Source organism: Moraxella sp. (genome assembly GCF_024227015.1).
Lineage (GTDB): Bacteria > Pseudomonadota > Gammaproteobacteria > Pseudomonadales > Moraxellaceae > Moraxella.
This window is the reverse complement of sequence record NZ_JAAELD010000148.1, coordinates 1-26,090: the sequence shown is the minus strand read 5'-3', so window position 1 is coordinate 26,090 and position 26,090 is coordinate 1. Positions and strand designations below refer to the sequence as shown.

The following is a 26,090-nucleotide window of genomic DNA, read 5'->3' as shown; positions in this document are numbered from 1 at the left end:
ATATCTCATTGCTAATCATATAAGGAATCACACATGACACATCAGATGCGTCCGACGGTGCTTTGTTTCTCGGGACTTGATCCTTCTGGTGGTGCAGGATTGCAAGCTGACATTGAATCTATCGGTGCGGCAGGTGCGCACGCTGCCGTGGCCTGCACCGCCATCACCGTTCAAAGCTCACAAGCGGTGTTTGGATTTGAGCCGACATCCAGCGAATTATTAACCGCGCAGGCATCTGCGGTACTAGAAGACCTACCTGTTGCCGCCATCAAATCAGGCATGCTGGGCACAGTAGACAACATCAAGGCGCTCGCCAATCTGTTCGCCACAGGCAAGATCGCAGCTGGTACGCCATTTGTCCTTGACCCCGTGCTGGTCGCCAACGCTGGTGGCAGTCTTGGCGATAAAGAGACTCTGGTAGCAGCGTTTGAGCAGCTTTTGCCTTATGCCACACTCATCACGCCCAATACGCATGAGCTGCGCGCCTTAGCTGGGCTGGATGATCTACACGACTGCGCCAAAAGACTCAACGAAAAAGGCGTGAAGGCAGTCCTTGTCAAGACGTCGCATGACTTTGAAAGCGGAGACATCGAACAGTTTCTATATGTCGATGGCGCAATCGCTCACACCAGCATCATTACCCGCCTTGAGGGTGAATTTCACGGCTCTGGCTGCTCACTCGCCAGCCACATCGCAGGCCGTCTGGCCATGGGCGACACGCTCATCGATGCTGTTACTAATGCCGACGCATGGATCATTAAGACGTTGCAACACGCTGATGTTCCACACCCGAATAACCCAAAGGCTCAGCTTATCCCCAATCGGTTCATTTAAGCCATTAAATAAAAAAGCGCATGGTTATCGCCATGCGCTTTTTGTGTGAATGATAAATTATAATTTCATTAGAATGTTTGCACCAATGATGGCGATAAATTTCTCGGCAAGCAGCAAGGAAAATAATGCCAAGATGGGCGATAAATCAAGCATGCCAAGATTTGGCATAATCCGACGAAATGGCGCAATGATTGGCTCAGACAGCTGCATGACCAATAACACCGCAGGATGTGACACATTGAACAACATGATAGCCCAACTGGCCACAACCGACCCAAGGATAATGTAGCGAAGCATCGCCATGAACTGAATGATCGCCTTTAAAGTACCTGCAAAGAACAACGTCAGTGCATCGATCGACTCTTGCAAGATAAAAGCGTTGGCTGCCGTATTGATCCAGTACAACAGCAGCATAAGCACGACGGCTGCCACACTGATACGTCCTGCGCCGAAATTCGGGAAGATGCGTGAGAACACATCAACCACACCGGTCATTCGCTTGGTCGCTTTCATATATGGACTGCTTGAATCTACTTCTGCTAACTGCATCATAAAACGCACAAATAGCACAATCAGCGCAAAGTTAATCACCATGTTGGTGAGAATAAAAATAGGATTATTCATAAAAATAAAGCATCATCAATCAGTTGGATTTACTTAACATCTCACCAAGTTCACGGCTGCGATTAACGCACGCTGCCATGCCTTCTTGGATGGTCTGCCCCATGTTTTGCTCATTAAAGACAGCCAATGCGGCAGCGGTTGTACCGCCTTTTGAGGTGATTTGTTCGCGCAGAGTAGATGGATCACCTGTCTTGGCGAGCTCGCCTGCACCGATCATCGTCTGAATGGCAAGCGCCTTGGCATCATTTGCATCCAGACCCATCTTGGAGGCTTGAGCGATCATGTGCTCAAGCATGTAGAAAAAATAAGCCGGCGCAGAGCCTGCCACTGCCGTCACCGCATGCATGAGCTCTTCATCATCCACCCAAGTCGTGATTCCAGAAGCGCGCATGATGGCATCCGCCAATTCTTTATCTTTGGCGCTCACATCTGTCGCATATAACCCTGTCGCCCCAAGACCGATCGCTAGTGGCAAATTTGGCATACTGCGCACGATACGCTGATAGCCACCAAGTATGTCGCTAAGCGTTCGTACAGACAGCCCTGCCGCCACCGACAGAACCAATTGATCAGATAAATGTGGCACCACATCCTGACAGACCTCAGCCATCACCTGTGGCTTGATCGACAGCACAACCACGTCAGCACGACTGATGATCTCGTCCGCCTGCGCTGGAGATACTGCCGTTACGCCTTTGGCGGTAAAAGCATCGCACTTGGGCGGGTTGCGATCGGACACACAAATCTCAAAATTAACACTGGTTTCTTTTTTTAGTTTTAATAAGCCATCAACAATCGCCGATGTCATGTTACCACCGCCAATAAAGCTGATGGTCTTTCCTGACAAAATACTCATAATTCCCCTTTATATTTTAACAATCATAAAATAAACGCATTGTACACCATGCGCGCACATCACGCAAAGTGTGCGCCGATATTTTCTATATCAGCATCAGCACCATCAAGCCGCCAAGCCCGCCCCAGTGTGATCAGTAGGGCTGGTCGATCATCAGACTTAATGATCCATAGGTTTGAGCGAAGCCATGTTGGGATGCCGAGCTTCTGCACCAGTTTTTTGCCATGCAGCCGCTTGTGATTGATATTAACTTTGGTCTGTCTAAGTACGCGCTCAGCACTGATATTCTTAATCTGATGCGGCATCTGCCAAACAATAGACAGTCTCTCATGGCTCTTTAGGATGATTTTATCATCATGATAAATCACATTTGGATAGTTCTGCACCATTAGGCACGCCCATGCAGCTTCTTGATAGCGATACAGTTTAGATTGATAACGACAGATGACATAATTTAACCTGCTCTGCCACAGAAGCTGCGTCTGATGATCGCCATCGGTGCGATGCGCCAAACAAAGAACATCATCCACCAATCTCTTGGGTGGCGGCATAGGTTCGGATAACCCTAGCCATCGGTGGATAAGCGTTGACTGCACAGCTGATGAGAGCGCTAAGAGCTTATTAATATCCAGCATTTCATAATACCCAGATTGCGCTAGGCGATCTGTCGCGTCCGCCAATTTCTCATCGATCAGCTCATCAATGATGTCGCTCGCCTGCGCCAGTAACAGTCCTGTGCGAGCGATGTTTTGTACAGCTTTTGGGTTTAGCTGACAGAGTCTAGGCAGGATGTGATTGCGAAGTTTGCCACGCGCATGCTCATCATCAACATTGGTTGGATCATCCACATAAGGCAGATGATATTCATCAGCAAAGCGACTGATCTCATCACGCGACACACCCAACAGCGGTCGCCACAGCTGAATGCGCTTATCGCCCATCTGTTGCCACTCTCGCATCGCAGCCAGTCCTGATACCCCTGAGCCATTCGCCAGTCGCATGAGCATGGTTTCGGCTTGATCATGCTGATGATGCCCAAGCATCAATACATCGCCTTCGTTCATGACTGATATTAGGGCAGCATAGCGCGCTTCTCTGGCGTGAGTTTCGCTATTTTTGGGTAATTTGATGGGCAGAATCCGACAATCAAAGCCAAACTGATCCGCCCACGCCGCCACATCTCTCGCCCAATCATTATTAGCCTCTTGCCAACCGTGATGAACATGCAGCAATATTGGAAGCTGCTCAATTTTACCCGCCTGATGCAGCAGATAACAGCCATACGCTAACGACAAAGAATCACGACCACCACTACACGCCAGATACAGCGTGCGATTGGCAAGCTTCTGTGCATGATGATTAAAGGCTTGGGTTAGCGTGTTCAGCATGGTTATTAGGTAATAAAAAAGCCAGAATGTGTATTCTAGCTTTTTTGGTGGAATTTTAACAGTATTGCTTATAGCGATACGGTCGAATTAAACGCCATCAGACGCTGATAACGCTGTTCTAGAAGCTCATCGATAGGCAACTGATTGAGTTCATTCAACTGACGAGTTAGCAGCTGCTTGAGCGACTTCATCACAAGCTCAGAATCTTCATGCGCGCCCGCACCTTCTTCGATCACTTCATCAATCAAGCCCAGCTGATGCAGGTTATTGGCATTTAATTTTAATGCTTCTGAAGCATCAGGAGCCTTTTCGGCGGTCTTCCACAGGATAGATGCGCACCCTTCTGGCGAGATGACAGAATAGATGCTGTTTTCAAGCATATTAACCTTATCAGCCACACCGATGGCAAGCGCACCACCCGAGCCACCTTCACCAATCACTGTCGCAATGACTGGTATCTTTAAGCTGCTAAATACAGCGATAGACTTAGCGATAGCCTCAGCTTGACCGCGCTCTTCTGCGCCCACGCCAGGATAGGCACCTTGAGTATCAATAAAGGTAAATACAGGCAAGCCAAAACGCTCAGCAAGCTGCACCAAACGGATGATTTTACGATAACCTTCTGGGTTCGCCATGCCGAAGTTGTGGGCAATACGCTCTCTGGTTGAACGCCCACGATGCTGACCCACCACAAGCACAGGCTCACCATTAAAACGCGCCAAACCGCCCAAAATCGCTCGATCATCGGCAAAAGCACGATCGCCATGCAATTCATCAAATTCCGTGAATAATGCTGACACGTAATCCAAAAATAATGGACGCTTCGCGTGACGAGCAAGCTGAACGCTTTCCCAAACTGTACTCATGTTATTATCCTAATGAACAAATGTAAACTTAGTTAGTTTAACATATTTTTTGATTTTGCTAAATATTTTTAACCAAAAAATATTTATGACAATGCCAGCCAAGAAATCCAACCAATTACTTAAAATTAAGCATCCAGCACAGACAAGTTAACGCCCCACTTGGAAAACTGAGCCACATCAGAGTTCAGCTGCGAGCGGATCAGCTCATCATGCAGACCATCACCCACCGAGACTTGCCAACGATCAGCTTCTGTTACTTCCAGATGGATGGGCGCAGCCTTGGTGGTACGGCTTTGATTGGCCTGTACGGCCAGGCGTAAAATTAAGCACAGATACACCAGCTTTCGCCCACCCAAATTCTCGGCAATATCCAGCGCGTCCGACTTTAGTTTGCGGCGGTGGTTACGAGCGATCTGCGCCATCATCGCCTGACCGACCTGCGAGAATCCCGCAATGTCCGAGAACTCAAGCAAATAAGCGCTGTGTTTTTGGTAATGACTGTGCCCAACCGCAAGACCAATCTCATGCAGATTCGCCGCACGGCGCAGCAAGTCGCGATCTTCGTCGCTAAATCCTAGGCTGTCTTTGACCGCATCGAATAGTCGGGCACATGTGGTCGTCACCCGACCAGCTTGCTTAATGTCCACAGAATAACGTTCTGCCATCGCCATCACACTGCGGTCGCGAACATCTTCATTACTGATGCGGCCCAGCATGTCATACATTACGCCCTCGCGCAGCGCACCATCTGAATAGCCAAGCTGATCAATGCCAAAGGTCTGCATGATGGCAAACAGCTCGGCAACGCCTGCAGGGAATACCGCCTGGCGATGCGCCTTCACACCCTCAAAGTCAATCTTATCAATGGCGCCTAGCTTAATCAGATGGCGTTTTAGTTTCTCCATGCCTTTTAGGGTGATGAACTCATCTACCAATCCCAGCTCTTGAAGCACGAGCAAGGCCGCTTTGGCGGTGCCGCTTGAGGCGATGGCATTATCCCAGCCTACTTTTTTGTAGCGTTTTTCGATGGAGAGCAGCTCGGTCTTGGTGACTCTCATGGCTTGATCAAAGGCATCTTCGGTAATCTTGCCATCAAAAAAGAACTTCTTGGTAAATGCCACACAGCCCATCTGCAAGCTCTCCATCTCGAGCGGCTCAAAGCCTTGACCGATGATAAATTCAGTTGAGCCGCCACCGATGTCAATCACCAAGCGCTTATCCGTACTGGCGTTAGAATGCGACACACCCAGATAAATCAGACGCGCCTCCTCACGACCCGAGATGATCTCGATGGGTTTAGGTAATAGCTGATTGGCGCGCTTAATGAATTCTTGCGCATTGACCGCCTTACGCAGCGCATTGGTCGCGACCACTCGCAGCAAATTAGGATTGACCTCGGTCAAATGCTGGGCAAAGCGGTGCAAGCAGTCCAATCCGCGCTGCATCGCTTCTTCTGACAGGACATTATTCTCATCCAAGCCTGCTGCCAGCTGAACCTTCTCAGAGATGGAAGCAACTTTTCGCACTTCGCCATGATCTAAGCGCGCGATCGCCAAATGAAAACTGTTCGAGCCCAAGTCAATCGAGCCAATCAACTCATCGCGTGACAATCCTGTCTCGTGGATGGACTTGGCGATTTGTTCGTGACGGGCGGTGGTATCGACCTGAACTGTTTTCATAAGAATTCCTAACTTTTTTAAATAAAATCGTCTTGTGTCTGCGTAAATTTGCCAAATAAAAAGGCGCTAGCAAATAGAACTTTAATGTACGGTAAATTTGATCAACTGACAAGATATTTTTGCAAATCAGCTCAAAAATTAATCAATGCTTAAGATTTTTTATGCGTTATTAAAAATTCGCATTCTTTTGGGAATAGATTTGCCATGTCGGACGGCACATCCGCTACGAACTGCTTGGTCGCATCGCTGTCACCTGCCAGATTCAGTTGCCATGCATGCAGGCATAAGCGTGGCGCGCTGGGCGCTGGTTGTCTTAGGTATTTATCATCGCCAAGCAATGCATGCCCGATGCTCGCCATGTGCACACGAATCTGATGCGTACGCCCCGTCAAAGGCGATGCGCGCACCAAGCTTACCGCCCGACCATCGATTTCAAAGCGTGCCAACACCTCGATCTTAGTTTGGCTTGGTTTGCCTTGTTTGTCGATTTTGACGCGGCGTTCACCACTTGGCAGTGTGTACTTCAATAAAGGCTGATCGATGATTTGCTTGTCCGACTTAACATGACCCACCACCAGACACAGATAGCTTTTTTGGATGGTTTTTTCTCGAAATTGCTCTTGCAAGTCTTTTAGGGTGCTGCGTTTTTTTGCAATGAGCAGCAAGCCCGACGTGTCTTTATCGATGCGATGGATCAGCTCTAGGTATTTTTTGCACGTTGCCACGCGCATGGCTTCAATCACCCCGAAGCTCTCGCCGCTGCCGCCATGCACCGCCAGCCCATGTGGCTTATTTAGTACGATCAGCCCTTCGTTCTCGAACACCACTCTGCCAAGTAGCCCTCTGGCAAAATCATCAGACACCACAGGCTCATCACGCACCGACAGGCGCACGGGGGCGATGCGTACTACATCGCCGGTATTGACGCGATCATGCGGTTTGCAGCGTTTTTTGTTGATGCGGATCTCATCGTCTCTGATGAGCTTATATAGGTGTGAGCGCGGCAAACCCTTTAGGCGCGCCAGCAGGAAGTTATCAATACGCTGACCGTCTTGGTTCGGCGTGACCGTGATGTAATTGACGCGACTAAAATCATCAATGACATCATCAGCGCTCAGCGACTTCGGCGTGCGCTTGGCGTCCGTTTTTTTTATTATCGGTTTTTGGGCGGGATTTTTGATGGGATTTGCTGATTTTTTGGGGGGATTTTGGGTTTTTTTCATGATTTTATTAAAAATGGCTAATTTTTTTGTAGGAAAATTGATAAATATTTGGTATAGTTTATCACGTTGCACACAAAAAGGCGAAATTCTTACAACCGCCCTTTGTAAATCCCTAAACCTTTATAAAATATCGGTCACTGATGCCTGATTTTATAACTGCCAAAGCAGCAAAAAACGGTCTGACACACCGACTTAGGTTTATATTTAGCAGCCCCTCAATACATTTTTTGGCACATGCCACGCAACATCCGTTTGAGATGAAAAAAAGGTTATCGACAGTCGCAGTTCATTTGAATCTAGGATTCCATGCGGCTATATTGTTAAGTTTTTATAAATTGTTTTGAGATGTTAAGCGAATTTTTGGCTCAGTTGGCACAAGACAAACACTGCCTCTGACAAGACAATCCCCAATCATCGCTAACACACATACAAGACAACTCATTGGTGCAAGCAATGAATCGTTAAACATGAAAGCTTTTTATGGCTAGGTTCTGTTTAACCCAAAATTTTTTATATCGTGCTCATATATCTGAGCATTGAAATTTGGCTAGTTATTTGATAATCAAGGCATTCATCAATGCCAGCTATTAGCAAATATGACACAATAATCTTTATTAACATTGTTTAGATCATCTACATAATCTAAACTAAACACTCAAACGATGTTGCTTAAATCGGGAGCAATCCCATATTTTTTAAGGAACATCATGAAACGCATCCTAATCAACGCCACGCACAACGAAGAGATTCGAGTGGCGCTATGTAAAGACAATCACCTTTACGACTTTGACTTAGAAAATCGCACCCGCGAACAAAAGAAAGCCAACATCTATAAAGGTCACATCACTCGAGTTGAGCCATCGCTAGAAGCGGCTTTTGTCGAATATGGTTCAGCGCGTCAAGGCTTTTTGCCGCTGCGTGAAATCGCACCCGAATATCTACACGGCAACCTACGCGAAGACAACATCAAGCAGCTTCTCAAAGAAGGTGATGAGGTCATCGTCCAAGTCGAAAAAGAAGAGCGCGGCAACAAAGGTGCGGCACTATCAACTTACATCTCGCTCGCTGGTCGTTATTTGGTATTAATGCCAAATAACAGCAAAGCAGGCGGTATCAGCCGTCAAATCTCGGGCAAAGTCCGCGAAGAGATGAAGCAAATCATCGCAAGCCTATCCATCCCAAAAGGCATGAGTGTCATCGTGCGCACTGCAGGACTTGGCAAGGGCTTTGAAGACCTGCAAAACGATCTAAACCACTTACTGGACATCTGGACATCCATCCTAGACCAAAACAAAAAACGCCCAAGCCCTTGCTTGGTTCACCAAGAGGCAGGGGTCGTCACTCGTGCCGTGCGTGATTACTTGCGTGATGACATCAGCGAAGTATGGATCGACAGCGAAAACGCCTACAATGAGGCCGCCAATTTCATCGCCGCTGTGATGCCAGCCCAACTTGATAAGCTGCGCAAATACACCGAATACGAGCCGATGTTTGCACGCTTTGGCATCGAACGCCAAATCGAAACCGCCTATCAGCGCGAAGTTCGCCTGCCATCTGGCGGATCGATCGTCATCGATCAGACTGAAGCCTTGGTATCTATTGACATCAACTCATCAAAATCCACCAAAGGTTCTGACGTCTCTGAAACTGCCTATCACACCAACTTAGAAGCAGCGGACGAGATCGCACGCCAGCTTCGTCTAAGAGACATGGGCGGACTGATTGTCATCGACTTCATCGACATGGCTGATGCCCGCCATCAAAAAGACGTAGAAAAACGTCTGATCGAAGCCACGCGCCACGACCGTGCTCGTGTGCAATTCGCTGAGATCAGTAAATTTGGTCTGATGGAGATGAGTCGTCAGCGCCTACGCCCAAGCCTAGAAGAAGCCACCGGCTACATCTGCCCACGCTGTCATGGCAATGGCATGATTCGCGATTTGCGCTCTTTGGCATTGTCAATCATGCGTCAAATCGAACAAATCGCCCTAAAAGAACGCATGGGCGAGATTCAAGCAGAAGTTCCAACCGAAATCGCCGCTTTCCTATTGAACGAAAAACGCGAAAGCTTGGTATATCTAGAACAAGACTCTGGCACTCGCATCACTGTCTTGCCACATGCCCACCTAGAAAGCCCTAACTTTAGCCTACACTTCAACCCAGACGGCTTCGCACCATCTAGCTATGAGCGCATCGTAAATGCTGAAGAAGAAGAAATGGGCGATCGCGGCTATGATGTCAACTGGCAAACCCAAAACGAGCACGCAGAGCAAGACAACAATAGCCGCTGGCAAAAAGCAAGCTCAAGCGACAAGCAAGATAAACCTGCCGCTAAGCCTGCCACAGCAAAACAAGCTGCTCCTGAAGCCAAGCCTGAGCCACAAGTGGCCGCCTGGTTATCCAACCTATTCGCGCCAAAACCACAAGCGCAATTGGCAGGCAACCTAAATAACAATAACGCTGCCGCTGCCATCGAGTCAATCATCAATGCAGGCGGTGTTAGCCTTGGCGCAAGCGGCGTTGCCAACTTGGTCATCGCCAGCGAAGACAAAAAAGATGCGAATAAAGAGCATCGTCCAGCACGCGAAAGAAGCGAGCGCGAACCACGCGAAGAAGTTCAAGAGCGTCGCCAAAGAAACAGAAAGCCTGCTAAGAAAGACGCGCCTATCACCGAAGAAATCAAAAACGACAAAACGGACAAAAAGACCAAAAAAGAAGAGCCTACTTATCCAAAACGCGAAAGCGGTTCGCGTCGTGAGCCTCGCGGTGAAGTAGTGCGCGGTGAGACGCTAACTCCAAGCAACACCACCGATAAAGCGGACAAAAAAGACGAGCGCCCTGCCAAAAAAGCAGACAAAGAACGCACTCGCCCAAGCAATCCAAATGAAGTGGTGGTGAATGTCGCACCAATCTCTAAAGAAACCAAACAAAGCGAAACCATTCATTTGTCACTTGATGGCAGTAAGCCTCTTCCAACCAAGCAGCCGAAGAACCAGCCTACCAAGATCGAAGAAACAACGGCTGACACATCAGTAGAGACTAATATCGCTACCGATGCTGCCAAGCCTATCGCTGCCGATGATGTTATCGAAGCGGCAGAAGAAACCAAAGAGCAAATCGCCGAAACCCAAGTGACAGCCGAACAAGCCCACACTCAGGATAATGCGCCCAGCATTGACAATGCACGCCTGACCGAGCTTGCACGTCAGATGAATAAGGCTGTCAACGATCCGCGCGTGGTCATCGCTGCCAACAGCGCGCCAAGCGCAATCTTTGGTACAGCAGGCGATTTCATTACCAATGTGCTAGGTGATAGCAAGGGTGATAATTTCGTACAAAACTTCATCCAAGCCGTTGCCAAGTATCGCGCACCTGTGGCTGAGTTTAGTTTTGCCAATTATGGCTATGCGCCGCTGAACGACGCTTACCTTGCTGAATTTGACAAGCAGACCAGCGTCGCATCACGTATCAGCGCACCACAAGGTAAATCAGAAGCGCCAGCACCGCGAATCGCACGTCGCGCAGCCAATGATCCACGCGGTCAGCACCCTGACTTCAAAGACGAAGTAGATGAGCAGACGTCTGTCACCGATGACCAAGCATCATCTCAAAACAAAGCTTTGGATTTGGTTGATATCGCCATCGCTCAAGAGCAAGAAGCAGTGATTGAACAACCAGTCAATGCCAATCAAGAGGTTGATACATCTGCTGATGCCAATACTAGTGTCGAGGCGCAGGACATGACATCAAGCGATACGCCGCCTATTAATACTGACAATAGCGATGAGGTCGCTGAGCAAGACAAGGCATCACCAAAAGCAGATTCTGCCGAGAATGCCAAAGCTGAATCAGTCGATGACTCAGCATCAGCACATACGGAAGATGCAAAAGCTTCAAAGTCAGCAGACTCTGAAACTCTGCTTGAGCAAGTCAAGGAAAATGTGGAATCTGCCGTGCAGACCATCAGCAATAAGGTTGCAGAATTGCTAGAGACCGAAGATGAACCATTATCAGAAGCTGAAGCATCCAGCAAGAATGAGCCTGCCAAGAAGTCAAAAACCAGTGCAAACAGCTACAAAGACATGATCGAAAATGTCGCAGGTCAGTTATTGCCACAGGTAGGCATCCTAAACCTAGCGCGGCCGAAGCCTGCAAAAACTCGCATCAGAAAGACCACCACCAAAGGTGATAACAAACCAAAATCTGAAGTGCGTAAAGCAGGCTCAAAGGTAGCAGCCGCCAAGTCTGACAATGACCAAAAACCTGAGTAAGTCAAGCCCATAAAAAAGAGAGTGGATGCTCTCTTTTTTATACCTAACTCAAATTCATTGATTTGAATTAGATTGATAAGCTTGTATTTATAACAATCAATAAAAACCCAGCGCTAGGCTGGATTTTTATTGGCTCAATATCAGGCTTCTACCACAGGAATTTTACCGATTTTGGCTTGCCAGATTTTTGGGGCGGTGGCGTGTACAGATACGCCATTACTATCTACCGCCACCGTTACTGGCATGTCCTTGACTTCAAATTCATAAATCGCTTCCATGCCAAGCTCAGGGAAAGCAACCACTTTGGCGTTTTTGATGGCTTTTGACACCAAATACGCCGAACCGCCCACCGCCATGAGATAGACTGCTTTGTTATCAGCGATGGCTTCACAGGCAATTTTACCACGCTCAGATTTACCAATCATACCGATCAAGCCTGTTTGTTCTAGCATTTGACGGGTAAATTTGTCCATGCGAGTGGCAGTTGTCGGCCCTGCTGGCCCCACCACTTCATCACGTACAGGGTCGACAGGTCCAACGTAGTAGATGAGTTTGTTAGTGAAATCCACAGGCAAGGTTTCGCCATTATTTAGCATATCTGTCATGCGTTTGTGAGCGGCGTCTCGCCCTGTGTAGATTTTGCCGTTAAGTAGTAGCACATCGCCTGTTTGCCATGTTGCCACTTCTTCTTTGGTCAGGGTATCCACATTGACACGCTTGCCACTGTCGGGGCTGTAAGTAATATCAGGATACACGTCCATGCTTGGCGGTTCTAGGTTTACCGCCCCTGTGCCGTCAAGCTCAAATTCCACATGGCGAGTGGCAGCACAGTTAGGAATCATCGCCACAGGCTTAGACGCTGCGTGCGTTGGATAATCTAGGATTTTGACATCAAGCACGGTAGTAAGACCGCCCAAACCCTGAGCTCCGATACCTAGTGCATTTACCTTTTCAAACAGTTCAAGGCGTAGGCTCTCGGTGGTAGATAACTCTGCCCCGCTTTCGGCTTTGGCTTTTAGCTCGTGAATGTCAATGTGGCTCATAAGGCTTTCTTTGGCAAGTAGCGTTGCTTTTTCGGGCGTGCCACCGATACCAATGCCCAAAATACCTGGCGGACACCAGCCTGCACCCATTTCAGGAATGCTCTTTAACACCCAATCCACAATACTGTCAGACGGATTTAGCATGGCAAGTTTGGATTTATTCTCGCTACCACCCCCTTTGGCAGCACAGGTAACTTCTACCTTGTCGCCTGCCACGATTTCCATGTGAATGACAGCAGGGGTGTTGTCTTTGGTGTTCACTCGTTTGCCCGCAGGGTCGGCAAGTACGCTGGCTCGTAGGGTGTTATCAGGGTGATTGTAGGCACGGCGAACGCCTTCGTTTACCATGTCCGCCACGCTCATATCACTGTCCCACGTTACATTCATGCCCACTTTTAAAAATACGGTTGCAATCCCTGTATCTTGGCAAATCGGACGTTTGCCTTCGGCACACATACGGCTGTTTACCAAAATTTGGGTCATGGCGTCTTTGGCGGCGGGGTTTTCTTCACGCTCTAAGGCTTCGACTAGGGCTTCGATGTAATCGGTTGGGTGATAGTAGCTGATGTACTGAAATGCGTCTGCAATGGACTGGATAAAGTCGTCTTTTTTGATGATGGTCATAAGTTTTCCTTATTGGCTGGTAAATCGCGAAGCGATAACTGGCTATAAAATGGGCAACCTACATTTGCCCAAGTGGGTGCATTGTAGCACTATTTTTGGGTATTTTTAAGCAAAAACCTAAATCTACACCAAAATCTCTTTTAGGGTTTGGATAAGCCTTGCGTTCTGCTCATCCGTGCCGACCGTGATGCGCAGATAGTCGCTGATGCGCGGCTTATTCCAGTGGCGCACGATCACGCCTTGCGATCTTAGTTTCTCAAAGATCTCTTGGGTAGATAGCACGCTGTGATTGGGCTTGGCAAATACAAAATTCGCTGCCGATGGCAATACATCAAAACCAAGACCAGCCAAATCATCCGTCAGACGATCACGCAGTGTTATCACGGCTTGGCGCTTTTGTTCAAAGTATTCTTCATCCAAAATACTGGCAACCGCACCCGCCTGCGCCACGCGATCGATGGGATAGCTGTTAAAGCTGTTCTTATAAGTGTTAAGCGCACTGATAAGATTGGTGTTACCAAACGCCATGCCAACGCGTAAGCCCGCCAGAGCACGTGACTTTGAGAAAGTCTGAACGACCAGAACATTATCAAAATCATCAATCAAAGAGATGGCAGAGGCTGATTTATCCGCATAATCGATATACGCTTCATCAATGACGATCACCGCGTTTGGGTGCTGTTTGGCGAGTTTTTTGATGTCATCAAGTGCCAATAGCACGCCAGTTGGCGCATTTGGATTTGGGATGATGATACCGCCACACGACTCATTATAATCTGCCGTATCGATACTAAAGTCATCCTTTAAAGGAATGATTTTAGTATCCACATCAAAGGTCTGCGCATAGACAGGGTAGAAACTATAGCTGATGTCAGGGGTTAATAGCGGGCGATCTTTAACAAAAAAACATGCAAAAATAAACGCCAACACTTCATCCGAGCCATTGCCCACGAACACCTGAGAACGGTCAAGTTTATAATAATCTGCCAACGTCTGGCATAGATCCTCTGATTCAGGATCAGGATATAGGCGCAGATCCGCCCCACGCGCCAAAACCTGTTGCATGGCGTCAATCGCCTTGGGGCTCGGCGGAAATGGATTCTCGTTGGTGTTTAGCTTGCACAGATTATCCGCCTTAGGCTGCTCACCAGCCACATAAGGGGTGAGATTGCGGATTTTATCGCTCCATAAGCGTGTATCAACAGTCATGATAATCTCAGTTTATTCTTTAAGTTAATCTAAATTCACAGCGCCATGACGATAGCGCGCTGATAAGGCATGAGCGTCCAGATTCTCCTGCACCGCCAAAACATCTGCCGTCTTCGCCAGTAGCTGACTACCTTGTGGCGTACAGTAGATGAGCGACGTTTTTTTGGTGAAATCATACACACCCAAAGGCGAACTAAATCGCGCCGTACCTGATGTCGGCAAAACGTGGTTGCTCCCTGCGCAGTAATCACCGATCGCCTCTGGCGTATGTCTGCCCAAGAAAATCGCGCCTGCATGACGGACATGCTTTTCTACTTTCTCAGGATCATCCAACGATAGTTCTAAATGCTCAGGCGCAACTTGGTTGATCACCTGAATGCCCTCACTACGATCTTTGACCAGAATCAATGCGCCACGACTTGCCAAAGCCTGCTTTGCAATGTCGGCTTTAGGTAAATTCGCCAATGCTTTATCTAGTGCCTGTTTTACAGCATCCAGCTGTTTTGGGCAAGTCGTCACAAAAATCGCCTGCGCCACAGTGTCATGCTCAGCTTGAGAAAGCAAATCCATCGCCAACCAATCAGCATTATCAGCTGACTCGCCTTCAGCATATACCAACACCTCAGACGGCCCTGCGATCATGTCGATGCCTACTTGCCCAAAGACAGCTCGCTTAGCGGCGGCGACGTATTTATTGCCCGGTCCTGTGATTTTATCGACCGGCTGAATACTCTCCGTGCCGTATGCCAAGGCGGCGACTGCCTGCGCGCCACCAATGGTCATGACGCTATCCACACCTGATAGATGCGCCGCCGCCAATACTAGAGGGTTTAGCTCGCCATTAGGTGCAGGGACGACCATCGTGATGTGTTCCACCCCTGCAACCTTGGCAGGAATGGCGTTCATCAGCACGCTAGAAGGATAGCTCGCCAAACCACCTGGCACATAGACACCCACGCGGTCAAGTGGCGTAACTTTTTGCCCTAAGGTATTGCCCAAGCCATCTACGAAACGAAAACCGTCTTCTTTTTGGTGTTGATGAAAATCAAAGATACGTTTTGCAGACAGCTCTAGCGCTTCTTTAACCTCATCATTAAGTTGATCGTATGCTGATTTTAGTTGTTCGGATGAGATAAATAATTCATCGATCGTGGTCGCTGGATGCTTGTCAAATTTTTGGGTTAAAGTCAAAACCGCCGCATCGCCATCTGCTCGCACTTGGGCGATGATGTCGTCCACTGTCTGAACAAGACCGGCATCGGTTACGGTCTCAAAGGCAAGTAATTTGGCTAATTTATCCTTAAAGTCAGCATCTTGGCTGTTTAATACGGTTAGATTTGGCATGATTCACCTGTCTTATTGATTGTCTTTAACTGCTTTTTCTAGAATGTCCAAAATCGGCTGCAGCTGCTCAAGTTTGCGCTTATAGCTGACTGGATTGGCGATGAGACGTGATGATACTTTGCAAATCTCATCTAAGGGTTCAAGCCCATTAGCGCGCAAGGTATTACCCGTATCGACCACATCCACAATCAGATCACCCAGCCCGACCAATGGCGCAAGCTCCATTGAGCCATACAGCTTAATGATGTCTACCTGCTCGCCACGAGAAGCGAAATATTCGCGTGCAACGTTGGCGTATTTGGTGGCAATGCGTAGACGACGATTCGGCAGGCTCGCCCCTTTCACGCCTGCGGTCATCAGACGGCATTTGGCGATGTTTAGGTCAATAAGCTCATAGACGTGCGCATTGTATTCTAGCAATGTATCTTTGCCCGAGACACCGATGTCCGCCGCACCATGCTCAACATACGTCGGCACATCAGAGGCACGAAGCAATAAGAAGCGTACATTAGGATCGGTCGTCGGGAAAATCAGCTTGCGTGATTTGTTCATGTCATCGGTTGGGCGGATGCCTGCTTTATCAAAAAGCGGCAACGTCTCGTCCAAAATTCGCCCCTTGGATAAGGCAATCGTCAAGCCATCAAAATTATCAGTCATCATCATTTTCTTTATCGGTTAAATTATCGTTACTACCCAAAGTCCAACAAAGTAAAAACGCACCACAAACTGCGGTGCGTCATAACTAGCCCTTAATCCGCTCGATATTCACGCCAAGCGATTTAAGTTTATTTTCAACATCATCATAGCCACGGTCAATGTGATAAATGCGGTCGATGATGCTCTCACCCTCAGCGCATGCTGCCGCCATTACCAATGACATCGATGCGCGAAGGTCTGTCGCCATGACTGGCGCAGGTGTGAACGTATCCACACCAACCACGATCGCGGTATGTCCATCAACCTTGATGTTCGCACCCAGACGCTGCAGCTCTGGCACATGCATGAAGCGATTCTCAAAGATATTCTCAATGATCGTACTCGTGCCATCAGCCAAACAGCAGACAGCCATCAGCTGCGCCTGCATGTCGGTAGGAAAGCCAGGGTGCACTTGAGTGCGGATATCTACCGCCTTTGGTCTGCCCTTCATCACTGCGCGAATCCAGTCATCGCCTGTGGTGATGGTCGCGCCCATCGCTTCGAATTTCTTTAGTACAGGGTGTAAAAATTCTGCCGAGGTATTCTTTGTTAAGACATCGCCCTCACTCATGAGTGCCCCTGCCAGATACGAACCTGTCTCAATGCGGTCAGCGATCACGCTATACTCACAGCCGTGCAGACTGTCCACACCTTCGATAACCATCGTTGGCGTGCCGATGCCTTCAATCTTAGCACCCATGGCAACCAACATATTCGCCAGATCGACAACCTCAGGTTCGCACGCACAGTTCTCTAGACGCGTTACACCCTTGGCTAGAGACGCCGCCATGATGACGTTCTCAGTGCCGCCTACGGTCACCATATCAAACGTGAAATTACAGCCAATCAGCTTACCACCAGCAGGCGCTTTCGCTTTGACATAGCCATTCTCTACAGTGATGATTGCGCCTAGTGCTTCCATCGCCTTTAGGTGCTGATCCACAGGACGTGAACCAATCGCACAGCCACCTGGAAGTGAGACTTCCGCCTCGCCAAAACGAGCGAGCAATGGGCCCAGCACCAAGATGGATGCGCGCATGGTACGCACTAAATCATAAGGCGCGTAATAATCCGTCACAGTACGAGAATCAGCGATGACGGTATTGCCTTCTTTTTTGATATTAACGCCAGTACCTGCGATCAACTTAATAAGCGTCTCGGTGTCCTTTAGTGTTGGTACATTGTGCAGGATGGTTTCATCATTTGGCAGTAGCATGGCCGCCAATAATGGCAAGGCTGCGTTCTTTGAGCCAGAGATGGTTACTTCACCTGCGATACGGCTTTTACCGATGATTTTAAATTTATCCATGGTGTGTCCTTACGCGATTAGCCTTGGGTTTTGCTTTGATATTCTGCAGGCGTTAGCGCATGTATGGTTAATGCGTGCATCGCACCGCTTTGGATATGCGGATTAACGATGGCATAGACGGCCTGCTGGCGCGCAACCAAGCGCTTACCCTCAAAAGCATCATCAACAATCAACACTTCGAACTTGTTGCCCTGGTTGGCTGCTTGAATCTCGGCATTAGGGAAATGGGGGCGTAATAATTCGATTAAATCATCAGCATTCATGGGTTTGTCCAAATAAACTTAATAGCAATAAAAAATAATCCATTATACCAAAAATCTTGGCTCTTTATGGTGAAAATTTTGCGTTTTATATAAAATAGCATACCGCCATCAATCTTGTCCGACATAGATGGCGGTGGCTGTCAATGAGCCATATTATGGGCTATTGGTGCCTTGATATAGCTGCACATAGCCGCTGGTGCCCGAACCACGCGGTGTATAGGCGGGCGAGGTGTTGTTTGGCGCATTGACGTTGGCGTCTGGCGTGTAGATCTCTTGTAGTGCGTATGGGTCGTTTGGCGCTTCTGTTGTCACCACACCGCCATAGATCACACCCTCGGTATCGGTCGTCGCATCATTTGCGCTGTCGGCCGTGTTGATCATGCTGGTGTCACCATTGGCTAAGGTGGTCAAGGTGACCGCAGATGCCATACCGGAGGTGTTCTGAATCGCATCTAGCACATAGCTTTGCTGTTCTGGTGTCATGTAGCCCAGCACATAAGCGGTGCGATCACGTACAACGATCTTATACTGTGATGACTTGATGGCTTTATTGGTGATCAGGCGTGCGTTGATTTTAGACTTTAGGTAGCCTTCGTGCACGGTGTGACTTTGACTCTTTGGTGTGTCAGCGATGGTCAGATAATTATAGACCGCTGTCACGTCTTTCATGGATTTTAACATGGATTCGATGTTGGTTTTGATGGCTTGGTTTGGCACCTCGCCAGTCACGAGCACCTCACGGCGGAAGCTGTCAATCGCGATACGCACAGAGTTCTCATTCACCCCATCAATGCGCGTCAGATTCTTACGCGCGGTCAGCTCGATGCTCTCATCGCTGATGCGCTCAGGGATGCTGCGCCCCATCTCATAAGCGCCAAAATTCTGGTTCGCATCATTACTAGCACCCATTGTGCTACATGCGCTAAGCGCCATCGCTGCAGCGACTAGCGCCACTAAAGATAGTTTTTTCATATTAAGCCACCTTATTAAATCCTAAACTATTAAAATAAGATCAATCATCATGCCAATCTTATCATCTTTGATTCATCGAGTCATTCACGCGTCTAGCACGCAAGGAATGCCGCCTTAATCCATTCGCCTGTCGCATCCTCGCCATCTTTATAATCAAATACAATCACGTCAAACCGACAATCATGCCCATTAAATTCATCAAATTCCTGCAAAAAATGCATTGCTGACTGGATGATTTTACGCTGCTTGTCGGTCGTAATACTCTCTACCCCGCTTGCAAATTGCCCACGCTTGCGGGCGCGCACTTCAATGAATACCAAAGTCTTACGAATTCTACCATTCGCCAGAGTATCAACACTCTGTGCGATGATGTCAATCTCTCCCACCTTGGGCACATTATAATTGCGCGCGATGACGGTTAGATGTTCTGACTTAATCCAATCAATCGCGCGATTTTCATAAAAATCACCAATTGATTTGGTTGTCGCTTTGGTATTCACAGCAGATGTTAGCGCGCTTCACGCACAACGACGGTCTTGGCCATCTTATCGTGCCAGCCTTGTTTCTTCTTATCAAAGCCCACCCAAATGTAGCCAAGACAGAATATCAATGATGATAAGATGTAGTCCACATAACGCAGCAGTGCCTGCCCAATAGTAAGTAGATTACCCGTCTTGGCATCTAACACCTTAAGACCAGCAGCATCTTGCCAGGGGTTGCGCCTTTTTTCATCCAGAACCATAAACAAGCCACTAAAGGAAACACCACAGAAATCAGCACATCTGCCGTCCCATAAAATGGCAATCCCGTCGCAGGTTCAGTGGTGAAATAAGCCTCACCATAAATCAAATACAACACCGGCAGCGTGATCAACAAAAACAGAATCCCGTCAATAATTTGCGCCAGAAAACGAACCCAAAACCCTGCATACGCATAAATGGTGTCGTTATGTGCAGGGTGTTGCGCCAGCGATTGTGTCATGGTGATTGCCTTATAACTATGACTATTTTGACAAATAATCAGGATGATTAAAATTGCCTTAGCATAGCAAAGTTTTTGAATTTGCGCTATTTTTTCGGATAAATAAACGAGATTTTTTTGCTGTTTTTCTTTAAAATATACAAAAATATTAAGGAATATTTACATGAAATTAAGAATTTTAAGTGTCGGGCATAAGATGCCTGCTTGGGTGCAGACCGGTGTCGATGAATATTTTAAACGCATTCAGCCCATGATGACGACCGAGATCATCGATATCGCCCCCGCTAAGCGCGCCAAGAACCCTTCTGCTGCTGAGATTGATAAATACAAACACCAAGAAGGTCAAGCCATCTTGGCAGCGCGCCACCCAAAAGAACGCCTGTGGGTGCTTGAAGTCAAAGGCAAGATGCTCTCCACCGAGCGCCTTGCTGACAAGCTTGGCGATGCCATGCAAGACGGCGCGGATGTCGCGTTGGTGATTGGTGGTGCGGATGGTTTGTCGCCAGAAGTGCTGTCAGCGGCAGATTTTAAGTGGTCTTTGTCAGACTTGACCTTGCCACATCCGTTGGTGCGAGTGATTTTAATCGAGCAGCTTTATCGCGCGATGAGCATCATTAACAACCACCCCTACCATCGCGGCGGCTAAGCTAAGGCTAATACAACAAAAAAGCAAGCCTTCACGACTTGCTTTTTTTGATTATCAATCAATCCATCTTGGACAGATCAAGCTTAGGATTTAATCGATACACCAAATACGTTCCAATAGCGGTCAGCACACTCATCGTGATGCCAAGCTTTAGCACAGGACTGACATCGAACAGACTTAGTAAAAGCCCGCCAAATATCCCCACCGAGAATTGAAGTGCGCCTTGCATCGCTGCTGCCATGCCTGCACGTTTCTTTTGAAAGGCGAGTGCAATGGCAGTTGCGTTCGGCTGAGTAAAACCAAGCCCTGCAATGCAGCAAAATATCGCCAAAAACACCGCCGCAAAATAAGCTTCTCCTCCAAATACTACCCCCAAAACAAGCAAGCAAAGCGCCGATATCACCTGCATGAGCGCACCAAAGCGCAGTAGCTGCACCAATCTAAATCGCTTGGTCAAGAATTGATTCGCCTGTGTCAAAGCGATAAAGCCAAACGCATTCGCCCCAAATGCGATGGCGAACTGTTTCTCTGACAGTCCATAATTCTCCATGAACAAGACGCTTGAGATGGACAGATAAATAAAGAACGACCCCTGTAGTAGCCCCGCTGCCACAGCAGGCACGGTAAAGGTCTTATCCTTCATAAGATCAACATAACCCAAAAAAGTCTCGCTCATCGGTCGAGTGTTGCGATTCTCTGGTGCTAGGGTTTCTTTTAAGAACAGCTTCGTTAGGATGATGTTTAGAACGCCATAGCCCGCTAAGAACCAAAATAGCATGTGCCAATTAGCCACCTGAAGGATCGCCGCGCCCAAGGTCGGTGCTAGAATTGGCGCAACGCCCATGACCAGCACCATCAAGCTAAATGCGCGCGCTGACTGTACTGGGTTCAATGTATCACGAATCGCAGCACGGGTCACTACCGCGGTCACACACGCACCCAGTGCCTGTAAGGTGCGGGCAGCGAACAAGACATATTCATGATTCGTGGTGGCGCAGATGATTGATGCAATGACAAAAATCGTCATGCCAATATACATGGGCTTGACTCGCCCCACCCGATCAGAAAAAGGCCCATAGAACAGCTGACCGAACACCAGTCCAACAAAGTACGCAGGCACCGAACGCGCCACATTCGTCGTACTCACCCCGAACTCATCCGCCATGCTCGGCAGCGCAGGCAAATACATGTCAATCGCCAAAGGACCAATAGCGATCATCATGCCCAGGATTAAGATCCAAACAGTGGGAAATGGTTTTTCGTGCGCGGACTGATTCTGATTCATTCTATTCTCTAATTTCGTCGTTCATTCATTTTGTCATTGGTTTTTTAGGGGAGTATTTTAACACAAAGCGCCCACTTTATTCTGACGAATTTTTGGCAGCAAAAACAACAAAACCCATGATAATACTAGGGTTTTGTTGATAATAAGTGGGGTTTTAAAGTTTTAGGATGGGCTTAATATCAAGGACTATTTAAACTGTCGCTTTAGGAATTCGACACCGTCGTCTTTGGCTTTTTTGATGGCAAGATTACGATTAGCACCTAGGATGAGCTTGATTTGCCACAGTTTTTCTTGATAGAGCTTACGATGAGATTTAGGCGTCATGCCATTGATGAGCGCTTTGGCGGCATAGACAGCATCGGGTGAGCGGGCGGCGATTTCTTTGGCGATTGATTGGGCTTTTGCCATGGGTTCGTCATCGATATGTGTGATAAGCTTATAGTCTCCAGCCTCTGCCGCGCCAATCACACGCGCCGTCATCGCCAGCTCCTTTAGGTGATCTGCACGCATGAGCTTAGCGGTGTGGGTCAGCCCCATGTCAGCGACCAAACCCCATTTCGCCTCTAGGATGGCAAACTTAGCGCGCGATGTGCTGATGCGTATGTCCGCGCCCAAAGCCAGCTGCAATCCTGCGCCCAAGCACACACCATCAATGACCGCAATCACTGGCACAGGCAGACTCTGCCAAATTAGACAAACTTCTTGAAATAAACTAGGTGCAGGCTTAATCAGCTGAGTCATCGCCCAGGCCATCCGCCTAGGCGCACCAAATACCGACAAATCAAGTCCACTACAAAAGTCCGCACCACCCGTGATGATCACCGCACGCACCGTCTTATCCTTGCGAATGTCCTTTGCAATCTCGATGAGTGCATGCATCATCTCAAAGCTCATGGCATTTTTCTTGTCAGGGCGATTTAAGGTGATGGTGACAATGTCGTCTTGCTTGGTGATTAAAATCGGTGAAGTCATAAATCATCCTTGATTTTATGAATGGTAAATAAGCATCAACGAAGCTTCAAGGTCATCAGACCCAGCACGACCAAGATGATGCACACGATATAAAAACGCGCGACTACCTTGGTTTCTTTTAGACCCATTTCCTCAAAATGATGGTGTAATGGTGCCATCAAGAAGATGCGTTTTTTGCGCAGCTTATAAGAGCCGACCTGTAGGATAACCGACACCGCTTCTGCCACAAAAATACCGCCCATAATGACAAAGGCAAGCTCTTGACGTGTCATGACCGCCATCGTACCAAGCATACCACCAAGGCTTAGCGCACCAACATCTCCCATAAAGACATCGGCAGGCGCCGCGTTATACCATAAGAAGCCAAGCCCTGCACCAATGATCGATGCACAGACGATGATGACCTCAGCATTATAGGCGATATAAGGCACGTGCATGTAAGCAGCATAATTCATCGAACCTGAAATATACGCGAACACGCCAAGTCCTGCCGCAACCAATACTACTGGTAAAATTACCAAACCATCCAAGCCATCTGTCAAGTTCACCGCGTTCGATGAGCCATTGATGGTAAAATAAGTCAGAATAATAAAACCGATACCAAAAGGAATCGCTGACAGCGGGATGACCCAATTTTTAAATACTGGCACCAACACATCCTGCATGGCAGCGGCGGTGGCAGCGTCTTGTTGTAGCGCAATATAATACAACGAACCGCCTGCGAACAGCGAGCCTACCGACAGCCAGAAATATTTTTTACGGGCGATCAGGCCTTGTGGGTTTTTATGCTTGATTTTTAGCCAGTCGTCAGCCCAGCCAACCGCGCCAAAGATGACCATCACCACCATCAAGATCCAAACATAAGGATTGGACAAGTCCGCCCACGCCAATGTCGAGATGGCGATCGCCACCAGAATTAGCACGCCACCCATCGTAGGTGTACCCTGCTTAACAAGGTGCGTCTTTGGACCATCGTCACGCACCGCTTGACCGTATTTAAGCGTGCGTAGGTACTTAATGACAGGCTTCCCCGCAAAAATCACAATAAGCAGTGCCGTAATGACCGCAAATAACGCACGCAATGTCAGCGATGAGATAGCAATGTCGCTGTGTTGAAATAACCAATAAAGCATTATTAAAACCCTTGTGGCACTCTCGTACCGTTAATTTTTTTTAAATTATCTGATAATTTTAGGCATTCATCAAGTCATCAATCAGACTTTCCATCTTCATGCCGCGTGAGCCTTTGAATAGCACGGTCGATGCACCATTATTAAGATGAGCTTTAAGAGCGGCCAGTAGCGCTTGTTTGCCATCAAAATGAACTGCAATGTCACAACTCTCATTCACCGCACGAACAGTGTGCGCCATGTGATTGCCCACTGTTAAGACGGCATCAATCTCAAGAGCCGCCAAGCCCCGACCAAGCTGATAGTGCTCTTCATCTGCCGCACTGCCCAATTCAAACACATCACCCAACACCAATATCTTGGCATTCGATTCTTGCTCTAGCACCTTAGCCGCTGCAATCATGGAGGTCGGATTGGCATTATAGGTATCATCGATCAAAGTGTGCTCACCAAAGGCGATGCGAGTTAGGCGGCCTTTTGGTGCGACAGCATTCTGTAAGCCTTGTACAATCATCTCAAGCGGCACGCCAAGTGCATAAGCACATGCGGCGGCAGCCAATGCATTGGCGACATTATGCTCACCAATAAATGGCAGCGTGACAGGCAGACTTTCAATCTCATCAACCTCAAGATTGGTATTTAGGCTAAAAGTGCTATGTGTTGGCGCAGCTTCGATGTCATCGGCAAACAGATCGCCCATCATCAGCACAGATGTGACGCCTTGCGCTGAGAGCTCTGCCACATCCTCATCCGACAGACCCGCCTGCGACAATGGCACGCTCTGCTCACCAAAGCTTAAAATCTTATCCGTAAATTGACTGGCACTCTCGCCCAAAAATTCAAAAAATTCATCGCCAAACGGTACAACCGCCACACCCTCAGCCGTCAGCGATGAATAAATCTCCGCCTTAGCCCTAGCAATGTTAGCACGTCCGCCAAACTCACCCAGATGTGCTGTACCGATATTTAACACGCATGCCACATCAGGACGCACCAGATTGCTCGTATATGCAATCTCTCCCACATGGTTCGCCCCAAGCTCCATCACGGCGAATCGATGCTCATCTGTCAATTCAAGCAGCATCATTGGTACGCCCAGATCGTTATTTAGGTTGCCACGAGTGATGAGCGTTGGCGCAATCTGACCCAGAATACTGCCAATCATCTCTTTGGTGGTGGTCTTGCCAGACGAACCTGTCAAAGCCACCACGGTCAAATCAGAATGCACATCGCGGCGATATTTACCCAATAACCCCAAGGCTTTCTTGGTGTCGCCTACGATCAGCTGCGGCAGATTGCTTGTTACAGGCTCGTTCACGATGGCAGCGACCGCACCCAATTCTTTGGCGGCCTCTACATAATCATGACCGTCGAAGTTATCGCCTTTGATGGCAAGAAAAATATCACCCTGCTCGATCTTACGCGTGTCAGTTGTGATGCGTGTGCTTTGGGTGCTAAATTCACCCTGCCAGACGCCTTGAGTGGCGGCTTGTAGATTGTCTTTTTGCCAAATATAGGAGGTCATAATATTTTCTGTCTTATTTTTTAAATATTTTATTGTTACACTGGTAATGATGGGTTGATTATCAGCTGTTTAGCAATTCTGCAAGCACTGCCGCATCATCAAAATCATGACGCACGCCGTTAATCTCTTGGTAGGTCTCATGCCCCTTGCCGAGTATCACAACAATGTCATTCTCGCCTGCCATCTGCACTGCTTGGCGAATGGCGCTCTTGCGATCAGGCTCGATAATGACCTTATAATGCTCTTCGCAGGTAAGATCGATCTGCATGTCTTTTAAGATGGCATTAGGGTCTTCTGAGCGAGGGTTGTCCGCGGTGAATATCGACACATCGGCATGGGTGACGCCTGCT

At 48.1% G+C, this 26,090-nt stretch carries 21 protein-coding genes and 2 pseudogenes; 3 read left to right on the top strand and 20 right to left on the bottom strand.

Annotated elements, in window-relative coordinates; translation table 11 throughout:
- The first annotated feature begins 45 nt into the window (after window positions 1–45).
- On the top strand, window positions 46–834 hold the full coding sequence (locus tag GY683_RS03465; RefSeq protein WP_297287423.1) for a hydroxymethylpyrimidine/phosphomethylpyrimidine kinase: 789 nt from the start codon (window positions 46–48) through the stop codon (window positions 832–834).
- 57 nt (window positions 835–891) lie between these two features.
- Here the strand turns inward: GY683_RS03465 and GY683_RS03460 are convergent, their stop codons facing one another.
- From GY683_RS03460 to GY683_RS03435, 6 genes are all read right to left on the bottom strand, one after another.
- A complete protein-coding gene (locus GY683_RS03460) occupies window positions 892–1,458 on the bottom strand; it encodes a YggT family protein (protein ID WP_297287422.1) in 567 nt (188 codons plus the stop codon).
- A 19-nt stretch (window positions 1,459–1,477) separates the two neighbouring features.
- Complete coding sequence (gene proC / locus GY683_RS03455; protein WP_297287421.1) at window positions 1,478–2,314, bottom strand: pyrroline-5-carboxylate reductase; 837 nt, start codon at window positions 2,312–2,314, stop codon at window positions 1,478–1,480.
- 59 nt (window positions 2,315–2,373) lie between these two features.
- Entirely contained in the window at window positions 2,374–3,702 is a 1,329-nt protein-coding gene (gene tilS, locus GY683_RS03450; protein WP_297287420.1) for a tRNA lysidine(34) synthetase TilS, read from the bottom strand.
- Window positions 3,703–3,770: 68 nt separating this feature from the next.
- Window positions 3,771–4,568: an acetyl-CoA carboxylase carboxyltransferase subunit alpha gene (locus GY683_RS03445; protein ID WP_297287419.1), complete on the bottom strand. Its 798-nt coding sequence runs from the start codon at window positions 4,566–4,568 to the stop codon at window positions 3,771–3,773.
- Window positions 4,569–4,693: 125 nt separating this feature from the next.
- Window positions 4,694–6,247: an exopolyphosphatase gene (ppx, locus tag GY683_RS03440; protein WP_297287418.1), complete on the bottom strand. Its 1,554-nt coding sequence runs from the start codon at window positions 6,245–6,247 to the stop codon at window positions 4,694–4,696.
- 149 nt (window positions 6,248–6,396) lie between these two features.
- A complete protein-coding gene (locus GY683_RS03435; protein ID WP_297287417.1) occupies window positions 6,397–7,470 on the bottom strand; it encodes an RluA family pseudouridine synthase in 1,074 nt (357 codons plus the stop codon).
- A 707-nt stretch (window positions 7,471–8,177) separates the two neighbouring features.
- Between GY683_RS03435 and GY683_RS03430 the strand changes: the two genes are divergently transcribed.
- The gene (locus GY683_RS03430; RefSeq protein WP_297287416.1) at window positions 8,178–11,741 is read left to right on the top strand and encodes an Rne/Rng family ribonuclease; all 3,564 of its coding nucleotides are present in this window, start codon (window positions 8,178–8,180) and stop codon (window positions 11,739–11,741) included.
- Between the two features lie 140 nt (window positions 11,742–11,881).
- Here GY683_RS03430 and GY683_RS03425 read toward each other — a convergent pair whose 3' ends face one another.
- From GY683_RS03425 to GY683_RS03385, 9 genes and pseudogenes are all read right to left on the bottom strand, one after another.
- Window positions 11,882–13,408, bottom strand: coding sequence for a fumarate hydratase (locus GY683_RS03425; protein WP_297287415.1), 1,527 nt, complete (start codon window positions 13,406–13,408; stop codon window positions 11,882–11,884).
- Window positions 13,409–13,531: 123 nt separating this feature from the next.
- Window positions 13,532–14,617, bottom strand: a complete 1,086-nt coding sequence (gene hisC / locus GY683_RS03420; protein ID WP_297287414.1) for a histidinol-phosphate transaminase — start codon at window positions 14,615–14,617, stop codon at window positions 13,532–13,534.
- A 24-nt stretch (window positions 14,618–14,641) separates the two neighbouring features.
- Window positions 14,642–15,961, bottom strand: coding sequence for a histidinol dehydrogenase (gene hisD / locus GY683_RS03415; RefSeq protein ID WP_297287413.1), 1,320 nt, complete (start codon window positions 15,959–15,961; stop codon window positions 14,642–14,644).
- 12 nt (window positions 15,962–15,973) lie between these two features.
- Complete coding sequence (gene hisG / locus GY683_RS03410; protein ID WP_297287412.1) at window positions 15,974–16,621, bottom strand: ATP phosphoribosyltransferase; 648 nt, start codon at window positions 16,619–16,621, stop codon at window positions 15,974–15,976.
- 82 nt (window positions 16,622–16,703) lie between these two features.
- Window positions 16,704–17,966, bottom strand: a complete 1,263-nt coding sequence (murA, locus tag GY683_RS03405) for a UDP-N-acetylglucosamine 1-carboxyvinyltransferase (RefSeq protein WP_297287411.1) — start codon at window positions 17,964–17,966, stop codon at window positions 16,704–16,706.
- A gap of 17 nt (window positions 17,967–17,983) precedes the next feature.
- Window positions 17,984–18,229: a BolA/IbaG family iron-sulfur metabolism protein gene (locus GY683_RS03400; protein WP_297287410.1), complete on the bottom strand. Its 246-nt coding sequence runs from the start codon at window positions 18,227–18,229 to the stop codon at window positions 17,984–17,986.
- Between the two features lie 153 nt (window positions 18,230–18,382).
- Window positions 18,383–19,201 carry a BON domain-containing protein gene (locus GY683_RS03395; protein WP_297287409.1) on the bottom strand — a complete coding sequence of 273 codons (819 nt, stop codon included), beginning with the start codon at window positions 19,199–19,201 and terminating at the stop codon, window positions 18,383–18,385.
- Between the two features lie 92 nt (window positions 19,202–19,293).
- Window positions 19,294–19,701 (bottom strand): YraN family protein, encoded by a 408-nt coding sequence (locus tag GY683_RS03390; protein WP_297287408.1) that lies wholly within the window; start codon window positions 19,699–19,701, stop codon window positions 19,294–19,296.
- An 8-nt stretch (window positions 19,702–19,709) separates the two neighbouring features.
- Window positions 19,710–20,182: pseudogene (locus GY683_RS03385) on the bottom strand (RDD family protein).
- Window positions 20,183–20,345: 163 nt separating this feature from the next.
- Here GY683_RS03385 and rlmH point away from each other — a divergent pair.
- Window positions 20,346–20,828, top strand: a complete 483-nt coding sequence (gene rlmH / locus GY683_RS03380; RefSeq protein ID WP_297287407.1) for a 23S rRNA (pseudouridine(1915)-N(3))-methyltransferase RlmH — start codon at window positions 20,346–20,348, stop codon at window positions 20,826–20,828.
- A 58-nt stretch (window positions 20,829–20,886) separates the two neighbouring features.
- On the opposite strand, the gene GY683_RS03375 is transcribed toward rlmH, so the two are convergent.
- The 5 genes and pseudogenes from GY683_RS03375 to GY683_RS03355 all read right to left on the bottom strand — a co-directional run.
- Window positions 20,887–22,113 carry a multidrug effflux MFS transporter gene (locus tag GY683_RS03375; protein ID WP_297287406.1) on the bottom strand — a complete coding sequence of 409 codons (1,227 nt, stop codon included), beginning with the start codon at window positions 22,111–22,113 and terminating at the stop codon, window positions 20,887–20,889.
- Between the two features lie 186 nt (window positions 22,114–22,299).
- The gene (locus GY683_RS03370) at window positions 22,300–23,085 is read right to left on the bottom strand and encodes a crotonase/enoyl-CoA hydratase family protein (protein WP_297287405.1); all 786 of its coding nucleotides are present in this window, start codon (window positions 23,083–23,085) and stop codon (window positions 22,300–22,302) included.
- 35 nt (window positions 23,086–23,120) lie between these two features.
- Window positions 23,121–24,218 (bottom strand): phospho-N-acetylmuramoyl-pentapeptide-transferase, encoded by a 1,098-nt coding sequence (mraY, locus tag GY683_RS03365; RefSeq protein WP_297287404.1) that lies wholly within the window; start codon window positions 24,216–24,218, stop codon window positions 23,121–23,123.
- Window positions 24,219–24,276: 58 nt separating this feature from the next.
- The gene (gene murF, locus GY683_RS03360) at window positions 24,277–25,740 is read right to left on the bottom strand and encodes a UDP-N-acetylmuramoyl-tripeptide--D-alanyl-D-alanine ligase (RefSeq protein ID WP_297287403.1); all 1,464 of its coding nucleotides are present in this window, start codon (window positions 25,738–25,740) and stop codon (window positions 24,277–24,279) included.
- A gap of 61 nt (window positions 25,741–25,801) precedes the next feature.
- A pseudogene (locus GY683_RS03355) lies at window positions 25,802–26,090 on the bottom strand (UDP-N-acetylmuramoyl-L-alanyl-D-glutamate--2,6-diaminopimelate ligase); the annotation flags it as partial.

Excerpts from the sequence above, each read along its gene's own strand:
- GY683_RS03430 (WP_297287416.1), top strand. The coding sequence starts at position 8,178 with ATGAAACGCATCCTAATCAACGCCACGCACAACGAAGAGATTCGAGTG.
- GY683_RS03425 (WP_297287415.1), bottom strand. The coding sequence starts at position 13,408 with ATGACCATCATCAAAAAAGACGACTTTATCCAGTCCATTGCAGACGCA.
- GY683_RS03395 (WP_297287409.1), bottom strand. The coding sequence starts at position 19,201 with ATGAAAAAACTATCTTTAGTGGCGCTAGTCGCTGCAGCGATGGCGCTT.
- rlmH (WP_297287407.1), top strand. The coding sequence starts at position 20,346 with ATGAAATTAAGAATTTTAAGTGTCGGGCATAAGATGCCTGCTTGGGTG.
- proC (WP_297287421.1), bottom strand. The coding sequence starts at position 2,314 with ATGAGTATTTTGTCAGGAAAGACCATCAGCTTTATTGGCGGTGGTAAC.
- ppx (WP_297287418.1), bottom strand. The coding sequence starts at position 6,247 with ATGAAAACAGTTCAGGTCGATACCACCGCCCGTCACGAACAAATCGCC.
- GY683_RS03400 (WP_297287410.1), bottom strand. The coding sequence starts at position 18,229 with ATGAATGCTGATGATTTAATCGAATTATTACGCCCCCATTTCCCTAAT.
- GY683_RS03465 (WP_297287423.1), top strand. The coding sequence starts at position 46 with ATGCGTCCGACGGTGCTTTGTTTCTCGGGACTTGATCCTTCTGGTGGT.
- murF (WP_297287403.1), bottom strand. The coding sequence starts at position 25,740 with ATGACCTCCTATATTTGGCAAAAAGACAATCTACAAGCCGCCACTCAA.
- GY683_RS03435 (WP_297287417.1), bottom strand. The coding sequence starts at position 7,470 with ATGAAAAAAACCCAAAATCCCCCCAAAAAATCAGCAAATCCCATCAAA.
- GY683_RS03375 (WP_297287406.1), bottom strand. The coding sequence starts at position 22,113 with ATGAATCAGAATCAGTCCGCGCACGAAAAACCATTTCCCACTGTTTGG.
- murA (WP_297287411.1), bottom strand. The coding sequence starts at position 17,966 with ATGGATAAATTTAAAATCATCGGTAAAAGCCGTATCGCAGGTGAAGTA.
- GY683_RS03370 (WP_297287405.1), bottom strand. The coding sequence starts at position 23,085 with ATGACTTCACCGATTTTAATCACCAAGCAAGACGACATTGTCACCATC.
- mraY (WP_297287404.1), bottom strand. The coding sequence starts at position 24,218 with ATGCTTTATTGGTTATTTCAACACAGCGACATTGCTATCTCATCGCTG.
- hisG (WP_297287412.1), bottom strand. The coding sequence starts at position 16,621 with ATGATGACTGATAATTTTGATGGCTTGACGATTGCCTTATCCAAGGGG.
- hisC (WP_297287414.1), bottom strand. The coding sequence starts at position 14,617 with ATGACTGTTGATACACGCTTATGGAGCGATAAAATCCGCAATCTCACC.
- tilS (WP_297287420.1), bottom strand. The coding sequence starts at position 3,702 with ATGCTGAACACGCTAACCCAAGCCTTTAATCATCATGCACAGAAGCTT.
- hisD (WP_297287413.1), bottom strand. The coding sequence starts at position 15,961 with ATGCCAAATCTAACCGTATTAAACAGCCAAGATGCTGACTTTAAGGAT.
- GY683_RS03460 (WP_297287422.1), bottom strand. The coding sequence starts at position 1,458 with ATGAATAATCCTATTTTTATTCTCACCAACATGGTGATTAACTTTGCG.
- GY683_RS03445 (WP_297287419.1), bottom strand. The coding sequence starts at position 4,568 with ATGAGTACAGTTTGGGAAAGCGTTCAGCTTGCTCGTCACGCGAAGCGT.